Source organism: Mycolicibacterium sp. XJ879 (assembly GCF_053483935.1).
In genome coordinates, this window is the sequence record NZ_JBEFTH010000003.1 from 1 (window position 1) to 20,869 (window position 20,869).

The following is a 20,869-nucleotide window of genomic DNA, read 5'->3' on the forward strand; positions in this document are numbered from 1 at the left end:
CCACTCCGGCCAACTTCAAGACCGCATCAACGCACTCTGAATCAGGAAGAGCCCATTTATCCGGGTGTCTACGCCGCGAAGGGCAACCCGTCGCTGCACGACCGCGCCGTCGGAGCCTGGCTATGGTCGAAACGCCAAGGCGTCATAACCGGTGTCGTCGCGTCGGCGTTACACGGTGCCGAATGGGTCGATGATCGGCAGCCCATCGAGCTCATCTGGCGCGCCACGCGGCCACCACGCGGTCTGGTGGTACGTAATGAACGCATCGCCGACGACGAGATCACCCGCCTCGGAGACCTTTCCGTCGCGACTCCGGCCCGGGCAGCGTTCGACATCGGGCGGTACCTCCGGCTCAATCGGGCGGTCGAGCGGCTGGACGCACTGATGCGGGCCGAGCCATTCTCGACGGAGGATGTGCTGCTGCTCGCCAAGCGCTACCGTCGCGCGCGGGGGCTGAAGACGCTCCGGCGGGCGTTGCCGCTTGTCGACGGCGGCGCGGCGTCGCTACAAGAGACCCGGCTGCGGTTGCTGTTCATCGACGCCGGCTTCCCCCGGCCCACGACGCAGATCCCGGTGTACGACGAAAAAGGGCACCTGGTGCGGATACTCGATATGGGCTGGGAGGACTACGGGGTCGCCGGCGAATACGACGGTGATCAACACCGGACCGATCGCTACCAATACGTCAAGGACCTGCGGGTGTACCCGAAGCTGGAACGTCTCGGATGGCTGGTGTCGCGGGTGATCAAGGAAGATCGCCCCGACGACATCATCGAGCGCACCTATCGGGCGATGAAAGCTCGCGGCTGGAAGGGTCAAGTGAGGTGGCCGAGACGCGCGAGACTGTAAATTCACAGCAAAAGTGCGAGAAAGGCCCTGCTGGAATGCAGTTTCGCGGCATCAAGGCAGTTTTGAGACACTGGGCCCATGAGTACGACTAAAAACCGCGAGGTCGCGCGGCTGGACCGAGTGTCGTTGCCGCTCGAGGCCGCGCGCATGGGAGCGACGGGTTGGCAGATCACCCGCACCGGCGCCCGGGTCGTCACCACGTTGACCGGCAAAGGCTCGCTGCAACAGAAGGTCATCAAGCAGATCCCTCAGACGTTCGCCGACCTGGGGCCGACGTACGTCAAGTTCGGCCAGATCATCGCGTCGAGCCCCGGCGCGTTCGGCGAACCGCTGTCCAGGGAGTTCCGCAGCCTGCTTGACCGGGTGCCGCCGGCCGACGCCAAGCAGATCCACAAGATGTTCCGCGAGGAACTCGGTGACGAACCCGCCAACCTGTTCAAGAGCTTCGACGAACAGCCGTTCGCCAGCGCCTCGATCGCCCAGGTGCACTACGCCACCCTGCACTCGGGCGAGGAGGTCGTCGTCAAGATCCAGCGCCCGGGCATCCGCAGGAGAGTCGCCGCGGACCTGCAGATCCTCAAGCGCGGCGCGCGGCTGGTGGAGTTTGCCAAGCTGGGTCAGCGGCTGTCCGCCCAGGACGTCGTCGCCGACTTCGCCGACAACCTCGCCGAGGAACTGGACTTCCGGCTCGAGGCGCAGTCGATGGACGCCTGGGTGGCGCATATGCACGCCTCGCCGCTGGGCAAGAACATCCGTGTGCCCCAGGTGTATTGGGACCTCACCAGCGAGCGCGTCCTGACCATGGAGCGGGTCAACGGCACCCGCATCGACGACGTCGCCAACATCCGCAAGAAGGGTTTCGACGGCACCGAACTGGTCAAGGCGCTGCTGTTCAGCGTCTTCGAGGGCGGCCTGCGCCACGGGCTGTTCCACGGCGACCTGCACGCGGGCAACCTCTACGTCGACGACGACGGCAAGATCGTGTTCTTCGACTTCGGCATCATGGGCCGCATCGACCCCCGAACCCGTTGGCTCCTAAGGGAACTCGTCTACGCGCTGCTGGTGAAGAAGGACCACGCCGCTGCGGGCAAGATCGTGGTGCTGATGGGTGCGGTCGGCACCATGAAACCCGAGGCGCAGGCCGCCAAGGACCTGGAGAAGTTCGCCACGCCGCTGACCATGTCGTCGCTGGGCGATATGAGCTACGCCGAGATCGGCAAGCAGCTCTCCACGCTGGCCGAGGCCTACGACGTCAAGCTGCCCCGCGAACTGGTGCTGATCGGCAAGCAGTTCCTCTACGTCGAGCGCTACATGAAGCTGCTCGCCCCCAGGTGGCAGATGATGTCGGATCCGCAGCTCACCGGATACTTCGCCAACTTCATGGTCGACATCAAGCGCGAGCACGACGAAGAACTCGAGGTCTAGATGCAGATCCGCGAAGGCACCGCCAAATCCGGCGAGCTCGACATCCACTACGAGGACATGGGCGACCCGAACGACCCTGCCGTCCTGCTCATCATGGGCCTGGGCGCGCAGCTTCTGTTGTGGCGCAAGGACTTCTGCGAGAAGCTCGTCAACCAGGGCCTGCGCGTCATCCGCTTCGACAACCGTGACGTCGGGCTGTCGAGCAAGCTGGTCGGCCAATACATCAGCACACCGCTACCGCTGAGGATGATCCGCTCGCAGCTCGGGCTGCCAAGCCCGGCGCCCTACACGCTCGAGCACATGGCCGACGACGCCGCCGCGCTGCTGGACCACCTCGAGATCCACCAAGCACACGTCGTCGGCGCGTCGATGGGCGGAATGATCGCGCAGGTCTTCGCCGCCCGGCACAAGATCAAGACCAAGACGTTGGCGGTCATCTTCTCCAGTAACAACCAGGCGTTGCTTCCGCCGCCGGCGCCGCGGCATCTGCTGGCGATCCTGCGGCGGCCCAAGGACGCCAGCCGCGAGGCGGTCATCGAGAACGCGATACGGGTCAGCAAGATCATCGGCAGCCCGGGCTATCCGCGCCCCGACGACACGATCCGCGCCGAGGCGATCGAGGGCTACGACCGCTCCTACTACCCCGCCGGTATCGGCCGCCAGTTTTCGGCGATCCTGGGCAGCGGCAGCCTGCGGCACTACGACAAGCAGATCACCGCGCCCACCGTCGTGATCCATGGCAAGGCCGACAAGCTGATGCGCCCGTTCGGCGGGCGCGTGGTCGCCAGGGCGATCAAAGACGCGCGTCTGGTCCTCTACGCCGGAATGGGCCATGAGCTGCCCGAACCCCTATGGGACGACATCATCGGCGAGCTCAAAACCAACTTCTCGGCGCGCTGAGCACGGCGCAGTGGAGTCGCCGAGGCACAAACGGCTACGCTCTACCGCTTGAGGGGCGTGTCCGCCGTTTAGCAGCTGTGCGGGGAATACGGTCAACAACATCATCTGACCGACGCGTCACAGAGCGTCACCAGAAAGGCCAAGCAGGGGAACTATGTCTGACAACTCATCCGGCACCAAGGATCTGACGCCGCACTTCGAGGACATCCAGGCGCACTACGACCTCTCGGACGACTTCTTCGGTGTGTTCCAGGACCCGACGCGCAAGTACAGCTGCGCGTACTTCACCAGTCCGAACGTGACGCTGTCGGAGGCGCAGATCGCCAACGTCGATCAGCATCTCGACAAGCTCGACCTCAAGCCGGGGATGACGCTGCTGGAGGTCGGCTGCGGCTGGGGTCTGACGCTGCAGCGGGCGATGGAGAAGTACGACGTCAACGTCATCGGCCTGACGCTGAGCAAGAACCAGCAGGCCTACTGCAACGAGTTGCTGAGCAAGGTCGACAGCGAACGGACGTACGACGTGCGGCTGGAGGGCTGGGAGCAGTTCCACTCCCCCGTCGACCGGATCGTGTCGATCGAGGCGTTCGAGCACTTCGGCTTCGAGCGCTACGACGACTACTTCAAGACCTGCTTCGACATCATGCCCGACGACGGCCGGATGACGATCCAGAGCAGCGTCGGCTACCACCCCTATGACCTAGCAGCGCGCGGCAAGAAGCTGACGTTCGACCTGGCCCGGTTCGTGAAGTTCATCATCACCGAGATCTTCCCGGGTGGGCGGCTGCCGACCACCCAGATGATGGTCGAGCACGGCGAGAAGGCCGGTTTCGTGGTGCCGGAGCCGCAGTCGCTGCGTAACCACTACATCAAGACGCTCGGCATCTGGGCCGCGCGGCTCGAGCAGCACAAGGACGAGGCGATCGCCGCCACCGACGAGGAGAACTACCAGAAGTACATGCGGTACCTCACCGGTGCCCAGTACTACTTCGTCGACGAGAGCATCGACGTCAGCCTGGTCACCTATCTGAAGCCGGGCGCCGCCGCATAACCGGCGACGACGACGGCGCAGCGCCTGCCGTCAGTTCATGTTCCACGGCTCGCCGTAGGTGGTGACGCTGTCCCCGGCCGAGGAGATCAGCCGGGCGAACGGGCGCAGCATCACCCCGCCGGCGGCGCCGGTCACCGTGCCGTGCGCGTTGGATACCGCCACAGCCCCTTTGGGGCCCTTGACGTTCACCGAGAACGTGGCTACTTCCTGAATGCCGGGCCCGTTGCCGAGGTCGGCGCTGAACGACGCACCGGGCAGCAGGTTCGGCGTCGTGATGAAGTTGTCCAAGTAGAAGGCACTACCCGGAATCGGCAGCGGCGCCTGGTCCAACAGGATGTTGGGCGTGGTGTACCTGAAGTTGATGCCGACACCCAGCGACCAAGGGAACCCGATCTGGTAGCCCATCTCCAGCTTGCCCTGGAAGTTCTTGGCCTTCGGCCCCTCCACGGTGTACTTGGCCTCACCGGAATGGAACCACTCGCGCGTGAGCCGGTTGCGGTCCATCGGGGCCACACCGTTGAGGAAGGTGTCCCACTGCTGAATGGTCAGCGTGCGGTCCTTGCCGTCAACAATGCTCAGCTCGTTGTCCAGGGTTGCGTGGGAGGTCCCGGTGCTGACGAACAACGACGCGACGGCCGTTATGAATACGATCGCTACCCGACCGATTGCCTGCATGATCACCTAACTTTGTCGTCGGCCGCCTGATCGGCCCCTGCTATCGCATGTGAATTCAAAATGCTTTGCCGCTCTAAGATAGAGCTCATCTGCAACAAAAGAAACATAACGCGCACGAAAATTGCGGACGCCCACGGGGTCTAACCGAGCGCTCGTCGAGGGCTATGCAGGGCTATGCGTTACGGGCCAAGCTCTGAGCGAATCTTTCGCTCAGGCCGCGGCCTGGCCGGCGTCGCCGTCGCCGTCGTCGTCACCCGCGGCGTCGTCACCCGCGTCGTCGTCGCCCGCCGTCGTATCGGCGCCGACGTCCTCGGTGCCGTCCTCGGTCTCGGCGTCGACGTCCTCGGACTCGACGTCCTCGCCTTCGGTGCCGAGGTCCTCAGACTCGACGTCCTCGCCCTCGGTGCCGTCGGTGCCCTCGGTTTCGTCGTCGATGGTCCCGACGTCCTCGGTGCCGTCCTCGTCCTGGGTGACCGGTTCCTCGTCGACCACATCGTCTTCGACGACGTCCTCGTCGTCCTCCTTGTTGACGATGGACTCCACCTTCTGCTTCCAGTTGGGCTCGGGCTCCGCAGACTTCTCCGCCGGGGCGGACAACGCCGCGGCGTCCGTCTCGGCGGGCGGGGCGATCAGCGTCGTCGTTCCACCGCCGAAGGCGTTCTGGATGCCTTCACCGACCGCCTCGACGAGGTCCTGGCCCACCGCGAGCCAGTTCTGGAACGGGTTGAACGGCAACGGCGACAGCCACCGTGTCTGACCCGGATCCCCGCTCCAGTTGTAGCCGAGATCGACCAGCACCTTGAGCACCGGCGTGACGAGGTCAGCGATCGGGCGCACGAAGGGCCGCAACGGGCCAGGCACGATCTGCATCACCAGGTCCACGAGCGGCAGGCTCTTGGCCGGGATCATGAAGTACCGGTTGCCGTCGGCGTCGACGCGGCAGTGCGGGCCGGGGCAGGGCCCCTCCAGGATCTCGGCCAGCTCGTCCTCGGTGTAGCCGTAGGCGATCGAATCGGTGGGCGCGTTGCCGTCGGGCGTCAGGTAATAGCCGTGCACCAGCTCGAACGCCGCCAGCGCGTTGAGCATCGCGAACGGGTTGAGCCAGTACAGCGGCGCATACATCACCGGGTCGTATTCGAAGCCGACGCTGGTGGTCTCGATCCCGATGTCGGTCGGCATCGACGGACCGAACGTCACATCGATGAACGGGATCGTCGGCAAGAACCCGAGCCGGGTGAAAAGCCCGCCGTCGGGGTTGTAGGCGTTGCCGATCATGAACACCGACAGCCGGTCCTTGAGCTCCGGGCTGAGGTTGGCCAGATTGCGCATCTCGTTGGAGACCACCGCACCGCCCTGGGAGTAGCCGGCGAGGATGACGTCGTCATCGGTGTTGACCAGCCGGTCGATCAGCGCGCTGTTGAGGTTGGTGACACCGGTGCCGACGGAGTCGTTCCACGTCGCGCACCGGCCGGGCACGCACCATCCGGAGAAGAAGAACAGCGGAAAGAACGACGCCGGGTAGTTGATCCCGGAGAGCGTGCAGTCGGTGGCCGCGACGCACTCCGCGGGCAACGCCGGGTCGGTGCCGCCGATGTAGCGGTCGTAGAAGTGCGGCATGTAGTCCTCGACGACGTTGGCGTCCGGCGTGCCGGTTCCCGGGACGATCAACACGGAGGTGGCGGCCAGGCTCAGCGCCGCCATCACCGCAGTGATGGCACCGAAGACGGCCGTGCTCAGGGCGCCCAGGAATACGAGGAAGATAGCTCGACCAGCCTTACGCATTCGTCGAATATCACATAGCGCACCAGCCCGCGGCGGGAGAACACGCAAACGTTGCCCCGGCAAAGTTCTCATGGCCGCCGATACTGCGTATAGATCGCGACTGAGCGCCGTTTCACGATCTCACCGCAGCCTCGATGATCACAGAGCGCACTGGCCCCATGCCCTTCATGTAGCTGACCTGTCGTACACGCGCGCCATGCTGTTGCTAAGTCCAACGGTGGGCGAAGTATTGATATAACGTAGAGGTTATATTAGTGTCAATGTTTTAGGACGTGATCTTGCTCGAGGAGGTCGAACGTTGGTACTTCACACTCGATGCCGATGCGATTGACGCTGTGACAGGGGCCATCGATTTGCTCGAGCTGGAGGGACCCAGCTTGGGCCGCCCGACGGTAGACAAGGTCCATGGATCGAAGTTTCACAGCATGAAGGAGCTGCGGCCCGCCGGTACGAGTATCCGGATCCTGTTCGTCTTCGATCCCCACCGGCAGGCCATCCTGCTGCTCGGCGGCGACAAAGCAGGCAACTGGAAAAGCTGGTACGACAAGAACATTCCGCTCGCCGAACAGCGGTACGAGAACTGGCTGGCGACTGAAAATGGAGGTGAATGACCGGTGGCGCGCAATTGGCGCGAAATTCGAGCGGACGCGGTGGCGCAGGGCCGCGTCGACGCTGCGCGTGCCGAGGCGGCGCGCAAAAAGATGCGTGACGCCGTGCAAGCTCACCGCCTTGCTGAGATTCGAAAGGCGCACGGTCACGCCCGCCAGGCCGATGTCGCCGCCCTGATGGGCGTCTCGCAGGCACGCGTATCCAAGCTCGAAAGCGGAGACCTGTCGCATACAGAAGTCAGCACCTTACAGTCCTACGTCGCCGCCCTCGGCGGCCATCTGCGAATCGTCGCAGAATTCGGTGGAAGTGCTGTGGAACTGACACCACAAACGACAGACGAATCGCCCTCCGCCTAACCAAGGCTGTGGGCCGTGCTGGGCCATGACGCTGCTCGCTGCCGCGCTCACCGCGGCGACGGCCGCCGTGCAGGCGCCCCTCTACGTCGCCGATTTCGGCGCCGACGGCGACGACATCGGCATACCTTCGGTATGGACTGTCGTCCACACCCTCACCCGCAACTCCACGTCAATTTCGGTGTGCAGCTTTGGAATCGGACGCTCATACCATAAAGCGCTGCTGGCCGACGTCGTTCTGTCGCAACCGTAAATAATTTCGATCGGCCGCAATTCATAGGGAAACACCCGATTCCATTTCGGCGGGGAATCGCTACGGTCCACGGTATGGAGGCGGCAGATGAAACCGCGTGCTTCTTGGCGGAGTGGTACCTGCCTGAGTTGACCGAGGAATCCGTTGACGAAATGGTGGCCCGGCTCGACGCCGCCGCCGCGAGCGCCACGAGCGAGGGCACGCCCGCCCGCCTTCTGGTGACGCTCTCCGTTCCCGCCGACGAAGTGCTCTACGGCGTGTTCTGCAGCGACTCCCCGGAGATCGTCTCGCGGGTCTGCAACGCCGCCGGCGCGCCACACCAGCGGCTGTCCAGCCGCGTGGGCACCCGGATCCGGAAGCAACATTCCTGACGTTGCCAGGGCGGACCCCTAGGGCATACCCCACTAGCCGTTATAGGCTCGGTTTGCTGTCGGCGAGGGGTGGTAATGGCTTCCGGCGTGATCAAACGGCCGGCCGAATATCGGGTGGTATCGGAATTCCTCCGATCCGCCGCGATGCACCCGTCGGGTCTCGTCCTCGAGGGCGAGACGGGCGTCGGCAAGACCACGCTATGGTTCGCCGGGGTCGACGATGCGCGCGAGCGTGGCTTTCGGGTGCTCTGGGCCCGGGTCGGCCCGCAGGAAACCTCGCTCACCTACGCGGCCGTCGCCGACCTATTCATCGAGGTCGATCCCGCGGTCCTCGACTCGCTCCCGGAGGTGCAACGCCACGCCGTCGACCACGTGCTGCTGCGCGCCAGCGGGACCGGCCCGGCGACGGATCAGGGCGTCATCGCCGCGGCGCTGGTTTCGGCCGTCGAGCAAACGTCACGTGACGGACCCGTCCTGGTGGCGATCGACGACGTGCAGTGGCTCGATCCATCCAGTCGCGCCGTCCTCGCGGCCGCCGCGCGACGGTGGTCGGGACCGATCGGCCTGCTGCTCACTGAGCGCACCGAGTACGACGGCGCCGAAGCGGCCGGTTGGTTGCAGGTGGCCAGTGCCGACGGCATGGGTCGGCACCGTGTTGGAGCGTTGAGCCTGGGCGCGTTGCATGCGTTGCTCACAGCGCGTCTTGGCCACGCGCTCCCCCGCCCGACGTTGGTGCGGATCGCCGAGGTCTCAGGTGGAAATCCGTTCTACGCACTGGAACTGGCGCGCGCGGTCGAGTCGGGCAGATCGTCGTCAGAGCTCCCGGCCACGCTTGCGGAGTTGATGCGACAACGGATCGGACACCTCGACGACGAATCCAAGGTGCTGCTGCTGGCCGCAGCATCCTCGGCGGCCCCGACTGTCGACTCACTAGCCGAGATCACCCGCACCGACGACCCGCGACGCACCCTGCAGCTGCTCAAGGAGGCAGAAGCCAAGGGAATACTCAAGGTTGACGGTGAAGCGGTTCAGTTCGCCCATCCGTTGTTGGCGCAAACCGTCTACACCGACGCCACCCGACGCGAGCGCCGGGCCATGCACCGGCGCCTCGCGGAGGTCGTGACGCTGCCCGAGTCGAGAGCCCGGCACATGGCGCTGGCGGCGTCGAGCGCGGACGCTGCGACGCTGGCGGCGCTCGACGAGGCCGCTGACGCGGCACGCGCGCGGGGCGCTCCCGCTGCCGCCGCCGAGTTGATCGAACTGGCGATCGGGCTTGGCGGGGATACCCCGATTCGGCGAATACGCGCCGCCGAGCACTACCTACACGCCGGCGAGCTGGACCGGGCCCAGAGCCTGTTGGATGCGCTGATGGCATGCAACCCGCGTGGAACCCACCGCGCGATGGCGTTGAACTTGTTGGCCGCCATGCACATTCACCACACTCGCTTCGATGACGCAGTCTCACTCCTCGAGAAGGCGCTCGGCACCGCCGATTGCAGCCACGACGTCCGGGTTCGTACGCTGCTGCTGCTATCCCACGCCCGGCTCAACGCCGGCGATTTCGTAACAGCGCTACAGAACGCCGAGCGCGCCGTCACCCACGTCGAAGAGGTCGATGACCCCGACCTGACCAGCCAGGCCCTGTCGCTGCGGACCACGATCGCCTGCATGTGCGGACGCGGTGTGGACGTCCCCAGCCTTCGGCGCGCACTGACCCTGGAACGGCCCGACAGTGAGGCGCCGATCGCATTGCGCGCCAGCGCCAACAACGCACTGCTGCTGGCGTGGACCGGCCAATTGGACGCGGCTGGTGCGCATTTGGCCGCGGTGTACCGACGCTGTGCCGAGCGCGGCGCAGAGACGGATCTGACCTTCATCGCCGTGGTGATCGCGCTGACCGAGGTATGGCGCGGCCGGTACGGCGAAGCGGCGCAGGTGGCCGAGGAGACGGCGCAGCGTGCCGAACAACTTGGCGGCGATCAGTTGTGCGTTGTCGCGAAGGCCGTGCAATCACTCGTCAGCGCATACATGGGCAAGGTCTCGGAGACCCGCGAGACCGCCTGTGACGCAATCGGTTTAGCGCACCAATGCGGATCGCCCAATCTGGCGTACTGGGCGTCGGTCAGCTTGGGTTTCCTCGAGGTTTCGCTCGGCAATTACCAAGACGCGGCCAGGATTCTGCAGCCGATGGTGGACCGCTTCCCTTCAGCCCCGGGCACCGAGATCATCAACGTGGCATACGTTTCCGACGCGGTCAGAGCACTGGTGGCGCTGGGCCGATTCGCTGAAGCAGAGCCGATGATCGATGCGCTGGAAGTCAACGGGCAGTTGCTGGATCGGCCGTGGATGTTGGCCATCGGCGCGAGGTGTCGGAGCTTGTTGTTGGCGGCGCATGGCGACGTGGAAGCGGCCGTCTCTCAGGCGGAAGAGGCGCTGGCACACCATGACCGGCTGCCGATGCCGTTCGAGCGCGCCCGCACACTGCTGCTCTTGGGCCAGTTGCAACGTCGTCGACGTAAGAAAGACGTTGCGCGGGCGACGGCGACGGAGGCGTTGCAGGTGTTCGAGGCCTTGGGTGCGCCGCTGTGGGCAGAGCGGGCGCGCGCTGAATTGGACCGCGCCGGCCGTCCCGCCCGCGGCGATTGGGGTTTGACGGCGTCCGAGCGCCGGGTCGCCGAATTGGCGGCAACCGGTATGACAACGCGGGAAGTCGCCACGGCGTTGTTCATCAGCCCGAAGACGGTGGAAGCCAACCTCGCTCGCATCTACCGCAAGCTAGACATCAATACTCGCGCCGAACTCGGCCGCAGATTTAGCCAGGAGCGGCGGTAGCCAGAACGATGCTTTCCAAGGCAAATTTGCAGGTCCGTCAAGTTTTTCGGGCGGCGACGAATGTACCGGGTCCGTCGGCGAGCGCGATGACGCCGAGAAAAGGTCTGTGTTCTGCAGTTTCCTATTGACACATCGTGTTAGGGTCTGGCACGCTAGCAAACAGTCTCAATTCAAGAGCTTTGGGGGAAACATGAGCGGGGTCATCACTAAGTTCCAGACGGGCGTTGCCGCCGTTGCAGTCGCAGCCGCAGCCACCGTCGTCCCGGCCACCATGGCGCAGGCCTCCCCTGAGGTGCCAATGCCGGCCGCGCCGGTTGTTCAGACGCTCGACTTCGCGCCGCTGCAGCCGCAGCCGATCGAACTCGATGATCCGCGCAGCTGGTTCCAGAACTCCCTGTGGTGGTTCGGATCGTCGAATCCGAATCCCCCGGACAACGAGCGGACCTGGTTCAGCTTCAACCCATTCACGCTGATCCCCTCCATGCTCCGGCCCTTCTTCGGCTGGATGGGGCAGCTGAACTTCCAGGCGTGCTTCGCGGGTGTCAGCGCCAAGATCGGCCCGTACGGTTCGTTCAGCGTCACCGTCGGTAGGCGCTGCTAAGTTCTAGCGTTCGTTATCTCGTAATCGGCTGTCGGTACGTGTCGGTCTGAGGTAACTTCGTCGTTGCCTGAAATCGGGGCGTACCGCCCAGCCGAGTACGGGGGTTAACTTCTGCGTGCAAATTCCGCGAAATCCGTTCCGACGCAAGTCCAACGGTGACAACGATGATTCTGCGCAAGTAACTGAAGATGATCTCGAACAGGACCGGCCGGAGTTTCTGAGGCGGCGGAGCACGCTGATCGCCGGCGTGGTGCTTCTGGTCGTCGTAGCGTTCGGATGTTGGCTGGCGTATGGAGCCTTCCAGGCGCGTTCAAACCTCGAAGCAGCACGCAGCGCCGCTCAAGAAGCGCGCGAAGCGCTACTGAAGGGCGATGCCGACCAGACCACCCAATGGGTCGACAAGGCAACGGCGCACGCCCAAGACGCTCAGGATGCAACGCATTCCCTTCCGTGGAATATCGCGGCGGCCGTCCCGTGGCTCGGCAGCCCGTTCAAGACTGGCCAGCAGATCTCTGACGTCGTGGTTGGCCTAGCCGCCGACGTGTTGCAGCCTTCTGCCGACGTGGCCGAAGCCCTCTCACCGGACCAGTTGCTGCAGGACGGCAGGGTCAACGTCCAGTTGCTCCGTGACTCCGCTCCACGATTGAGCGAAATCTCGGCGTCTGCCTCGCAGCTCGGTGAGCAAGCCAACGCGATTTCACAGCCCGCTTACTTCTCTGCCATGCGGGATGCCCGTAGCCAGCTGCAGTCGCAAACGGCTGACGTGACGGGCCTGTTGGAAAATACCGATCTGGCCGCGCAGCTTGCGCCGGCCATGATGGGCGCTGACGGCCCTCGTACGTACTTCATGGCTTTCCAAACCAATGCCGAAGCCCGCGGAACAGGCGGCCTGCTAGGCGGATTCGGAATCCTTCGCTTCGACAACGGCAAGCCGACCGTGGACAAGTTGGCACCGAACACCGAGCTTCGTGCGGCATCCACTTCCATAAATTTGGGTCCCTCGTTCGATCAACAGTGGGGGTGGGCTAATGCGTACACCGATTTTCGCAACAGCAATCTGAGCTCGCACTTCCCGTATGCGGCCCAGATCTGGAGGTCGATGTGGGCCGAGGAGTCGGGTATGAACGTCGACGGCGTGATCGCCATCGACCCTGTCGCCTTGAGCTACATTCTTCGGGCGGTTGGACCCGTAACCATGCCGGGTGGGGAGAGAATTACAGCCGACAATGTCGTGGAATTGACGGAATCCACCGTCTACGAACGGTTCCCGGACGATCAGCCTGCCCGCAAACAGTATCTTCAAGATGTCGCGAGTGAAGTCGTGAAGAAGATTACGGGGCGGGTGGAGTCGCCGCGAAAGCTGCTCGACGCCCTGGGCAAGGCCGCTGGCGAACGCCGTATCGCAGTATGGAGTTCGTTCCCGGATGAGCAAGCCCTTCTCGAAGAGACGCCACTGGCGCATGTGGTACCCGAGGATGCTGCACCTTATGCCGAGGTCGTCATCAACAACCTCGGCGGGAACAAAATGGACTACTATCTGACGCGGGAGATCGAGTACGCCGCCGACGGATGCGATGGCGAAACACGCAAGTCGACCATCACAGTCCGATTGGCGAACACAGCGCCAGACCGCCCACTGCCGGACTACGTCGCCGGATTCGGCGGTATCGTCGAAGCGGCTCGAGCACCGCTCAATGCCCCGCGTGGCGCTATGTTGACCTCGGTGACACTTGTGGCGACGAAGGGCGCCGAGTTGGCGGGCGCAATCGCAAACGGTCAAAATGTGCCGGTTTCTCGAGGCATGGAACGCGGCCACCCCACATTCGAGATGCAGGTGGGCATACCGCGTGGAACATCCGGCGAAATCAAGTTCTTGTTGAGCGAGCCAACTTCGCCAGGCGCTCCTCGAGTACCGATTCAGCCGTTGATAGACGACGTAACTCCCGTCGTGTCGGTGCCAGAGTGCTCGTGACGAGCGGTCAACAATCGATGAGCCAGAAGACGCGTTTAGAGTTTCCCGACCGATTGCTACCGAATCTCATTCGGTTGCTACACGGAAATAGCCGGCGGTACTACCCGCCGAATCGCTGCGTCGCCAAGTGAAACCCGCAGGGGAACGATTAGCGTTGAAGGGCCAGCCGTGACTATCCAAGACTTCGTTAAATTACTCCGCACCCGCTGGGTGATCATATGCGCTACCGTGGCCATTGCAGTGTTAGGCGCGATCGCGGTTAACTTGTTCACGACTCCCGTCTACGAGGCGTCGACACGGCTTTTCGTCTCCACCACATCTGGCGAAACCCTTGCTGAGACATACCAGGGCAATCGCTTCTCTCAGGAACGAGTCGTCTCGTACACCCAACTCGTTATGGGTGAGACCCTCGCTCAGCGCACCATTAACAAACTCGATCTGGACATGACGGCCGAAGCGCTCCGCGGTCACGTTAAGGCGAGTGCGAAGCCGAATACAGTTTTGATAGATGTGGCAGTCCGAGACGAGTCACCGGTGAGAGCACGCGATATCGCTGACGCCCTGTCCGACGAGTTTGTCGTCATGGTGGGCGAACTAGAAACCCCAGCGGACGGCACACCACCGGATACCCGTGTGGTCGTCGAGCAACACGCGTCCATTCCTCGAGAACCAATATCGCCGAAGACTACACGAAACCTCGCCATGGGGCTCATTCTTGGCGCACTCGGGGGCATCGGTCTAGCACTTCTTCGAGATGTGCTCGACAACACTGTCAAGGATAGACAAACGCTGGAAGACATCACGGGTGTCGGGGTTGTCGGTAGCATCCCCCTCGATAAGGAACGCCGCAAGGAAGCTGCGATAACGTTCGATACGGACAACTCTGCGATTGCTGAAGCATTCCGTAAGCTTCGGACAAACTTGCAATTCCTGGCGGTCGACAATCCGCCGAGGTTAATCGTCGTTACAAGTTCGATGCCAAATGAGGGTAAATCCACTACGGCAATTAATATTGCGCTGGCGTTAGCTGAAGCCGAGCACCGTGTGGTGCTCGTCGACGGCGATCTACGCCGTCCGCGGCTGGATAAGTACCTCGACTTGGTCGGCTCGGTGGGCTTCAGCACTGTATTGGCCGGACGAGCAGAACTCGAAGATGCCTTACAGAAGACGCGGTTCCCCGGTCTCAGCCTCCTCGCCTCGGGCACTATCCCACCGAACCCTAGCGAACTCCTCGGATCCCTGGCAGCAAAGAAGGTTTTAGGTGAACTACGAACCCAGTTCGACTATGTCGTAATCGACTCGTCTCCGCTCCTTGCAGTTACGGATGCTGCAATTCTCGGAGCTAGTGCCGACGGCGTCCTGGTCATAGCCCGATTCGGCCAAACGAAGCGGGAGCAACTTATGCATGCAGTTGGCAATCTCAAAGATGTCAACGCCACGCTGCTCGGTGCGGTACATACCATGACACCTCCACGCGCCCGCACACCATATAGTTACAGTTACTACGAGTATGGCGGGCCTTCACCGCGGCGCAAAGTATGACTGCTCTTGGCTTGGTGGCGGCAACGGTAGCCTTATTGATTGCGGCAGTCCGATACAAGCACGGCGTGTTGTTGGCTGTCGGAATCGGCTTAGCTATCCATTACACGTATCGGTCGGTGGTATTGGACCGCTCACTTGATTATCCCTATCCGTCGTATCTCTTTCTATCCGGATTCGAGCCATTGTTTCAGCAAATAGACTTGCTGCTCATTGTCTGGATTATCGTGTTACTTGGAACAACAAGCATCCTTAGGCGCCGCCGCGAATCAATTGGCGACTTAAAGGTTGACCGCGCGACGTTACTACCTAGGCTGTGGCCGATCGCCACCGTCGTGGTCTTATCTACAACCCTGCTCATCGTCTCGAAAGGCGGTTTTGCAGCGGCGCAGCGGTTCGTCAGGCTGGGCGACAGCGGACAGGGTGGCACCGGCATCTTCCTGGTTGCGCCCGCAATACTATTGGTGACGTGCGTCATTTATTTTAGGGCAAGCCTCCCACACTCTAGGGATCGAATATTTTCGATCATGGGGATGGCTATGGCTGGATCAACGTTCCTGGTGGTCGGCTCCCGAACACCAATAATTGCGGCTTTTGCCTCATTTCTCCTCGCCTCCCTACTGAGAATGGTTCACCGTAGGAGAGTTTCATTCCGTGTCATGGCGGTCGTGATAATTGCTGCCATCATGTTACCGGTGTTTGCCGTCGGGTTACGGGCTCAACGCGATGCAACACTAACAGGTGCACCTAGCGTTGAGCTCGACACGAGCTTCTCAGAAGCAATAAATGCAACATATTATGACGTACTCGCTTTGGCGGTGAGAGATTCGGGCGAAAGTTATCCGGCCTTAAGCCCTGAGGTATTCCTAAGCCAGAGTTTCGCTATTGTACCGCGGGTGATTTGGGAAGGAAAACCGGAGTTTGTCTCCGTCGGCAAGTGGCTTAGGCGTCAATACGAACCCTGGACAATCAATGGGTGGCCTCCAGGCGCTCCTGGCGACTGGTATTTGGCACTCGGCCTTGTTGGTGTGATCATCGGCGCTCTACTTACTGGCCTATTTGCCAATCTTCTTGACCGGTGGAGCCAACGAATTGGCAGCAATAGCAGCTCAAGCCCAAACTTTGAATTGGCATTATTATGGGGTTTCGTATTGTTACCCGGCGGCATTGATGCCGAGATCATACCTCGAGTATTTATTTGGGTCTTACTTCCCCTGCTCTACATCAAGGTATTTTCACGCCGTACTGAAAAAGCGCCTCTCGGAGCTCCTGCGTAATGGGAGAAAAAGGGCCAGTATTTATTCTCGGGACTGCTAGGAGTGGTTCGACTGCGCTCGCCGAATTGATTTCGCACTCGCTCGGATTAGAACTAGTCCGAGGGAAAGAGTCGCACTTTCTTGCAGCAAGCGCTATCCCCGACCAGTCAGGTGGCCCCGACGGACCCAGGTTCGATCGCCTTAGAGATAGGACGATCACAGATTTTTATGCGAGGCTTCCCCGCGGATTTCGTGATACACGATTTCTTGACGCTTCATCATCATCGCTGTATTACGCCTCAGCAGCAGTCAAATCTCTTAACCAGCATTTCCCAAACGCACGTTTAGTGGCAGTATTGCGCAATCCCGTCGATCGTGCCGAGTCCGCTCATAGTTACATGAAGGCCCGTGGGTTGGAGCGCCTCGAGATTTCAGATGCCTTGCACGAGGAGCCTTTTCGCGTCGCAAATCGGTGGCCACATATTTGGCATTACGCGAATGCCGGGTTTTATGCTGACCAAATCGCTGCACTCGGAGAATGGCGTCAGAGGACGCTATTTCTGCTGTACGAACAGGATCTTAGATCAGAAACATTGATGGAGAGAATTTCAGAGCACACCGGTTACCCTATCATTCGACGGCCTCAACTCGAGAAGCGCAATGAGGCACGCTCCTTTTCATCCCCAGCCGTGGGCAGAGCAGCTGAGTGGATTCGATCGTCCAAGATGGTGGCCACCGCGCCGCAGTGGGTACGCAAGGGCGGCCGAGCATGGGTAAACCGTTTTCGGTCACCCTTGCAGAGAGATTCTGATCCCATTGTGAGGGCAGAGCTTTACGCCAGATTTCGTGACCAACGTGGCCGGTTGACAGAGTTAACAGGATTAGATATCAATTCATGGTTCGATGGTAGCGGTGACTAAGACTGGGAGCCGTTCGCGGGTAAGGGCATATCCTTCCCCCATGTCCGCCATCGCGCCGCGGGATGGGGATTCATTTCACGGCAAACAAGCGGCGGGGAATTCATTCGTTGCGTAAGAAGGCCGCGCTACTTTCATGGTTAGGTGCCGGCGTTGCGGATCAATATCTGTTCGCGGTCACGAACCTTATCCCTTCGGTCGCGGTTGCGCGGTCAAGTGATATCGGCGAGTTTGCCCTGTTTTCCTCGTTCTTTTTGATCTATTCGTTGCTACTCGGTGCTTCCCGCGCGTCATTTTCGGAGCCGGCCGCGATAAGATGTCAGGGCGAAGATTCATTCGACTCGCTTTATCGCGCGTCAAGAGTATTAGTTTTCCGGTTTTTACTGGTAGTTGCGTTATGCAGTTTATTGGCGATGGTCGTATTGACTGGGTTCGGTATCTTATCGGCGACGGTTAATTCACCGCTTATATGGCTAGTCTTGATGGCAGTGGGTTTTCCATTTCACGCGCTACAGGATCTAGCAAGGACTATGTACATCTCGGTACGCAGGCCTGCGCGACCACTAACGTCGGATGTACTTTGGTTTTCCTTGGCTCTTGCCGGGCTCTTCCCCATGTATCTTGATCCCGCCACCTGGGCGTGTATGTGTTGGGCAGTAGGCGGAATACTGGCCTGCATGGTCGCCTGCCCACCAACCGCCTCGAAAGATTGGGGATTCGCGTTTCTCTGGAGCCGCACCTATTCGCTGCCTTCACTGATCGAGTACTCGATGCAGCCAGCAGTGGTGCAGGCGTCGCAGCTTCTATGCGGTGTAGTTGGATCGCCGGCTAGCGTTGCAGCGCTTCGTGGCGGCAGTGTCGTGTTTCGCCCGCTGCAACTTCTACTAAGTGCTCATCGGGTGTTGTCACTTGGGCGTGCAAACAGCCGCGGCCACAGAATCGTTTCGGTTCTGTTTACCGGCATGGTAGTAAGCACGTTAGGCACCACTGTCTACACAGGCCTCTTGTGGTTTCTGCCGGAGCGCTTCGGCCAAGAGCTGTTAGGATCGACATGGCCGTTGGTTCACACGGTGCTAATTCCACTTGGTATCGGCCAGATCTTTGCATTGGTTAGCTTCGTATGCGTTACAGATCTCAAGAGCCGCCGTACTTTAGCTGGGCTCGGGAGCATTCGTATAGTGGGAACAATTTCAATACCAACTTTGACAGTCCTCGGTGCCATCTCGTATGGGCCAATCGGCGCGGCTTGGGGACTCTGCGTTGGGCAGGGACTCGGTGCAGCTTCGGTCATCAGGCGCTCAGCGGCGATCCGGCGTAGGCAGCGACCCGTATGAGTCGTACCCGAAGGGATGAACGGATCAACACGAGAACAATGTCGGATCACGGGCGACATCCGCTTCGTATAGCCCGGTTCGGTCGCTGTCCCCGTTGCTGCTGTGCGACATTGGAGCTTTCCATGCCGACCATTGCACTTCACGAGCGCTCGGCGGACCTAAAGGAGATGATGACTTATCTGGCGAAAACTGCGGCTAATCGCCGGCACCTTCGTTTGGACGGCACGTCAACCACCATTCCGCGAAGCGCCGGTGACGTTCATGTCGCGCGCGGTGCGATATACGTGGAATCGACTCAAGTCACGGCAAGCCGGAACAATAACATTTACGGCTTGCGGCGCTCAGCGTTTTGAGACGCCGGCCAACAATTACTCTGGCTTCATTGCCGCCACTTTCGGTGAGCGGGATCTCAATATCGTACGTTTCTGGCCGCACGTTCTCAAGAACGGTAGCGTGTTTTTTGACGTCGGTGCCAACATTGGACTGTACAGTATCTCGGCGAGCAAGTATGTCGGCCCAGCCGGGCGGGTGATTGGGTTCGAGGCACACCCCATGATTCATCGATACCTGGTATCCAATGTAGCGCGCAACGCGGTTGTTAATGTGGTCGCAGAGAATCTGGCTGTCGGCGCGGAGAGCGGCGAGGCAAGGATCGCATTCTGCGACAATAACGCAGGTCAAACGCATGTCGCGAGTACGACTGAGGATGGTGTCGTCGTACCGATGGTGACGCTCGACGATTACTGCTTCCGTAACGGTATCTCGCGCATTGACTACATAAAGGTAGACGTGGAGGGCTACGAGCTCCAAGTAATCAAGGGTGCAGCGTCGATTATTTCTGCCAGCGATTCCATCCTAATACAGACAGAGTTTGTCTCACAGAATTTGCGACGCTATGGTAGCCCCGATGAATTGGTGGAGCTCTTGACTGCGTGGGGATTTCTGCCGCATACAATCACATGGTCGAATGGCAGTGCGCAGGTACTTGATTCACTCGAGGGCTATCGCGGCGAAGTGGTCTGGAGCCGCACCGATCTCACCTCCAGCGTGGGCTAGATTGCGTGTCTGGGTGGAAATAGTCGGCGTCGTGGTCCTTAGTAGCTGGAGACCGAAGGTGCTGGTTACGTCACATTACCCGCAACATATTTTCGGAGATTACTGGCGAAGTGAAGAGAAGAAATTCCAATAGATCCGTCGCACTTCGGAATCACTGGGTACCGGTCGTCGACGCATCAGTTCTGCACTTAATCGGTTTCGCAGCGCGTTGTCTTTTACCAATCTGCTAAGAGTTGCGCTCAGCGCCGCCTGGTCAGCTGGCTCATAGAGCAGTCCAGTTTTCCCATGTTCAATCCATTCCGCAGGCCCCCCGGCGTTCGCTGCGACCGTGGGCCTGCATGCAGCGAGGTACTGCAGAACATTCTGTCCTAGCGGCTCAGTGTGGAGAGATGCGTGTACGCAAATATCCCATGAATCAAGTAAAGGCCAAATTTCACTTATATGTCCTAGGAACTTGATCTGGCTTCCGACGCCTAGCTCATACCCCAGCTTACGAAGATAAGCGAGGTAGTTCTCTTGTCCGAAAGCAGGAGAACCGGCCAACTCCAACGAGATTGAAGACCCACGAAACGTATCAGCGAAGGCACGCATTAAGAGTTCTTGTCCCTTCCACTCCTGGATACGTGCGAGCATGCCGATCACTTTCACCCGCTCGTCGATCTGCCTCGTGGGTCTATGGTGAGCTAGTCCGATGGGCGAAGCGATGACCTGGGCCGGAACACCAGGTCTTATATGCGGTGCGGCGGTTTGCAATGTGTACTCGGAGTTCGCGATGACACCAGCGGCCTGAGAAACGATGAACGACACGAGCTTTGCGTTTCGGGATCCTAGTGAATCGGAATCAATAGCGTCACGTAAGTGCACGACTAGTCTTCGTCTCGACCCCAAGCATGCGAGCCAGCCGATAATGGCCGCGCGAGTGGAATTGGCGTGGACTACGTGCGAGTTCCGAAATGTTCGGTGACACCTCAATGCAAAGGCTTGAACTACTGCACGAGCGAGCTGGATAAGCTGCCCCGCAAGGCCATTCGTACGAGCCCCCGGAGGTTGCCGCACACCAACGTGCGTAACGAACCTGGCGGGCGCGCCAGCGA

The 20,869-nt window shown here is 61.0% G+C and carries 18 protein-coding genes; 15 read left to right on the forward strand and 3 right to left on the reverse strand.

The annotated features are described in order from the left end of the window. The first annotated feature begins 36 nt into the window (after nt 1-36). The 4 genes from ABQF13_RS07150 to ABQF13_RS07165 all read left to right on the forward strand — a co-directional run bounded on the left by ABQF13_RS07150 (nt 37) and on the right by ABQF13_RS07165 (nt 4,225). Entirely contained in the window at nt 37-849 is an 813-nt protein-coding gene (locus ABQF13_RS07150) for a putative endonuclease domain-containing protein (RefSeq protein ID WP_448392649.1), read from the forward strand. Between the two features lie 78 nt (nt 850-927). Then, complete coding sequence (locus ABQF13_RS07155) at nt 928-2,274, forward strand: ABC1 kinase family protein (protein WP_448392054.1); 1,347 nt, start codon at nt 928-930, stop codon at nt 2,272-2,274. Continuing rightward, on the forward strand, nt 2,275-3,174 hold the full coding sequence (locus ABQF13_RS07160; RefSeq protein WP_448392055.1) for an alpha/beta fold hydrolase: 900 nt from the start codon (nt 2,275-2,277) through the stop codon (nt 3,172-3,174). Nucleotides 3,175-3,328: 154 nt separating this feature from the next. Further along, entirely contained in the window at nt 3,329-4,225 is an 897-nt protein-coding gene (locus ABQF13_RS07165) for a cyclopropane mycolic acid synthase family methyltransferase (protein ID WP_448392056.1), read from the forward strand. A 30-nt stretch (nt 4,226-4,255) separates the two neighbouring features. Here ABQF13_RS07165 and ABQF13_RS07170 read toward each other — a convergent pair whose 3' ends face one another. After that, nucleotides 4,256-4,900, reverse strand: coding sequence for a porin MspA (locus tag ABQF13_RS07170; RefSeq protein WP_448392057.1), 645 nt, complete (start codon nt 4,898-4,900; stop codon nt 4,256-4,258). Between the two features lie 210 nt (nt 4,901-5,110). Continuing rightward, a complete protein-coding gene (locus tag ABQF13_RS07175; RefSeq protein WP_448392058.1) occupies nt 5,111-6,682 on the reverse strand; it encodes a PE-PPE domain-containing protein in 1,572 nt (523 codons plus the stop codon). Between the two features lie 272 nt (nt 6,683-6,954). Here ABQF13_RS07175 and ABQF13_RS07180 point away from each other — a divergent pair, with 272 nt between their 5' ends. From ABQF13_RS07180 to ABQF13_RS07230, 11 genes are all read left to right on the forward strand, one after another. Continuing rightward, nucleotides 6,955-7,293 (forward strand): type II toxin-antitoxin system RelE/ParE family toxin, encoded by a 339-nt coding sequence (locus ABQF13_RS07180; RefSeq protein ID WP_448392059.1) that lies wholly within the window; start codon nt 6,955-6,957, stop codon nt 7,291-7,293. Nucleotides 7,294-7,296: 3 nt separating this feature from the next. Beyond that, nucleotides 7,297-7,647, forward strand: coding sequence for a type II toxin-antitoxin system RelB family anti-toxin (locus ABQF13_RS07185; protein WP_448392060.1), 351 nt, complete (start codon nt 7,297-7,299; stop codon nt 7,645-7,647). 25 nt (nt 7,648-7,672) lie between these two features. Continuing rightward, nucleotides 7,673-7,897 carry a hypothetical protein gene (locus ABQF13_RS07190; protein ID WP_448392061.1) on the forward strand — a complete coding sequence of 75 codons (225 nt, stop codon included), beginning with the start codon at nt 7,673-7,675 and terminating at the stop codon, nt 7,895-7,897. 74 nt (nt 7,898-7,971) lie between these two features. Then, complete coding sequence (locus tag ABQF13_RS07195) at nt 7,972-8,268, forward strand: hypothetical protein (RefSeq protein WP_448392062.1); 297 nt, start codon at nt 7,972-7,974, stop codon at nt 8,266-8,268. A gap of 75 nt (nt 8,269-8,343) precedes the next feature. Next, the gene (locus tag ABQF13_RS07200; protein ID WP_448392063.1) at nt 8,344-11,100 is read left to right on the forward strand and encodes an AAA family ATPase; all 2,757 of its coding nucleotides are present in this window, start codon (nt 8,344-8,346) and stop codon (nt 11,098-11,100) included. Between the two features lie 190 nt (nt 11,101-11,290). Beyond that, a complete protein-coding gene (locus ABQF13_RS07205) occupies nt 11,291-11,701 on the forward strand; it encodes a hypothetical protein (protein ID WP_448392064.1) in 411 nt (136 codons plus the stop codon). Between the two features lie 121 nt (nt 11,702-11,822). Beyond that, nucleotides 11,823-13,673 carry a DUF4012 domain-containing protein gene (locus tag ABQF13_RS07210; protein WP_448392650.1) on the forward strand — a complete coding sequence of 617 codons (1,851 nt, stop codon included), beginning with the start codon at nt 11,823-11,825 and terminating at the stop codon, nt 13,671-13,673. 168 nt (nt 13,674-13,841) lie between these two features. Next, nucleotides 13,842-15,215, forward strand: a complete 1,374-nt coding sequence (locus ABQF13_RS07215; RefSeq protein ID WP_448392065.1) for a tyrosine-protein kinase domain-containing protein — start codon at nt 13,842-13,844, stop codon at nt 15,213-15,215. Continuing rightward, nucleotides 15,212-16,489: an O-antigen polymerase gene (locus ABQF13_RS07220; RefSeq protein WP_448392066.1), complete on the forward strand. Its 1,278-nt coding sequence runs from the start codon at nt 15,212-15,214 to the stop codon at nt 16,487-16,489. The genes ABQF13_RS07215 and ABQF13_RS07220 overlap by 4 nt, the downstream gene beginning before the upstream one ends. Next, on the forward strand, nt 16,489-17,388 hold the full coding sequence (locus tag ABQF13_RS07225) for a sulfotransferase (protein WP_448392067.1): 900 nt from the start codon (nt 16,489-16,491) through the stop codon (nt 17,386-17,388). The genes ABQF13_RS07220 and ABQF13_RS07225 overlap by 1 nt, the downstream gene beginning before the upstream one ends. Nucleotides 17,389-18,980: 1,592 nt before the next feature. Continuing rightward, entirely contained in the window at nt 18,981-19,775 is a 795-nt protein-coding gene (locus tag ABQF13_RS07230) for an FkbM family methyltransferase (RefSeq protein WP_448392651.1), read from the forward strand. Between the two features lie 99 nt (nt 19,776-19,874). On the opposite strand, the gene ABQF13_RS07235 is transcribed toward ABQF13_RS07230, so the two are convergent. Further along, nucleotides 19,875-20,582: a glycosyltransferase gene (locus tag ABQF13_RS07235; RefSeq protein ID WP_448392068.1), complete on the reverse strand. Its 708-nt coding sequence runs from the start codon at nt 20,580-20,582 to the stop codon at nt 19,875-19,877. Nucleotides 20,583-20,869 lie beyond the last annotated feature (287 nt).